The sequence below is a fragment of the Conexibacter sp. CPCC 205762 genome (assembly GCF_030646155.1).
Taxonomy (GTDB): Bacteria; Actinomycetota; Thermoleophilia; order Solirubrobacterales; family Solirubrobacteraceae; genus Conexibacter.
Genome location: NZ_JAUTDN010000097.1, coordinates 1 through 1683 on the forward strand (window position 1 = coordinate 1; position 1683 = coordinate 1683).

General features: G+C 75.0%; 3 protein-coding genes. 2 read left to right on the forward strand and 1 reads right to left on the reverse strand.

Features of this window, described 5'->3' with window-relative positions; all coding sequences use genetic code 11:
• On the forward strand, positions 1-817 hold an 817-nt coding region (locus tag Q7L73_RS28550; RefSeq protein ID WP_304715797.1), incomplete at its 5' end, for an alpha/beta hydrolase.
• Positions 818-869: 52 nt separating this feature from the next.
• Entirely contained in the window at positions 870-1358 is a 489-nt protein-coding gene (locus Q7L73_RS28555) for a hypothetical protein (protein WP_304696359.1), read from the forward strand.
• Here the strand turns inward: Q7L73_RS28555 and Q7L73_RS28560 are convergent.
• Positions 1333-1683, reverse strand: a 351-nt coding sequence (locus tag Q7L73_RS28560) for a helix-turn-helix transcriptional regulator (protein WP_304715798.1), incomplete at its 5' end; no start/stop codon positions are given. The genes Q7L73_RS28555 and Q7L73_RS28560 overlap by 26 nt on opposite strands.

Here is a 1683-nt window from a genome sequence, read left to right on the forward strand (position 1 = left end):
CGCGCGCCGCGACGCCGCCCGCCACGCCGCCGCCGGCGCGGCCACCGCCCGCGACGCCGCCGCCGGCTGCAGCGGCCGCCGCGTCCTGCGCGACCTCGCGACCGTCGCGCAGGCGCTGCGGCACAGACCGGTGACCGTCCCGCTCGGCGGCGGCAGAACGCTGCGGATCGACGAGCAGGCGCTCGCCGCGACCGCCTACGACGCCGCGCTGGCGCCGGAGCTCTACACGCTGCTGCCGAGCGCGCTGCGGCAGGCGACGGCCGGCAGAGCGGAGCCGCTGCTGACGCTCGTCGCGCAGATCCAGGTCGCCTTCGCCGGGCTCTTCAGCGACGGCACCGTCTCGCTCGCGCTCAACAGCGCGACCGCCTGCCGCGACTACCCGGTCGCGTACGACAGAGCCGCCCCGCCCGCGATCCGCAAGCGGCAGTTCGCGCGGGCGCTGCGCGCAGCCGGCACGCGGCCGTTCGCGCCCTTCTCGCCGCAGGCCTGGATCGCGGCGGTCGGCGACGGCGGCGACAGCTGCATCGACTGGCCCGACGTCAGCCGCGGCGACGATCCGACCGCCGGCGCCGAGCGGCCGGCCGTGCCGACGCTGGTGCTGGAAGGCGACCTCGACACGAACACGCCCAGCAGCGCCGGCCGTCTCGCCGCGCGCCAGTTCCCCGGCGCGCGCTTCGTCGAGCTGCGCAACGTCGCCCACACCGCGACCGACGACACGACCGGCTGCGCGCTGGCGATCGCGACCCGCTTCATCCGCACCGGCGCGACCGGCGACACCGCCTGCGCCCGCCGGATCCCGCCGCTGCGGGTGGGGTGACCGTCTGCCCGGATGGGTAGCGTCGCTTCAGTCCACAAACGGGGGTGCCGCGATGGGTGAGAGAGACGGGACGATCTTCGACGACGTCGCCTACTGGCTGACGATCGTCTCGGTCTACTTCCTCGTCGGGGTGCTGTTCTTCTACTCGGGCAAGGAGAAGCTGTTCGACGGCGACGCGAAGGCGCCGCCGGGGATCGCGAGACAGTTCGACGGCACGTTCGTCGCGACCTTCCCGGGCGTCGACGCGCTCTGGACGATCCTCGCGATCCTCGAGTTCGCGGTCTTCGTGATCCTGCTGATCAGCCTCGTGCGGGGCGAGTTCCTGCCGCACCGGCGCAAGTCGATCCTGCTCGTCGGCCTGTCGCTGGGGCTGGTGACGTTCGCCTGTCTCTCGTTCGGCCAGACCTCGACCGGCAACAACGAGGGGACGGCGTCGATCTTCACCTACTTCGGCGCCACCGCGGTGATCTTCCTGCTCGTGCTGGCGCTGCCGCCGAACCGGCCGCGCGCCTGGCTCAGCGGCCTGGGGGAGCGGCGCTGAGGGCGGCGGCGAGACCCCTGCGCGCGCTGACGCCGAGCTTCACGTAGGCGCTGGCGAGATGGCTCTCGACGGTCTTCTCGCTGAGGAACAGCTCCGCGGCGATGTCGCGGTTGGTGCGGCCGGCGGCGGCGAGCGCCGAGACCTCGTGCTCGCGCGCGCTGAGCGCGGCCGACCCGCCGCCGTCGCCGCGGCCGGCGCGGCCGCTGCGGTTGACGCGGCGGCCGATCCGCCGCAGCTCGCGGCGGGCGTCGGCGCGCAGCCGCTCGGCGCCGCAGGCGAGCAGCTCGGCCTCGGCGGCGCGCAGGACGGTCGCGGGGAAGTCGGG

What these genes read in the sequence shown, in the direction of transcription:
- Q7L73_RS28555 (WP_304696359.1), top strand. Translation starts at nt 870, where the DNA reads ATGGGTGAGAGAGACGGGACGATCTTCGACGACGTCGCCTACTGGCTG.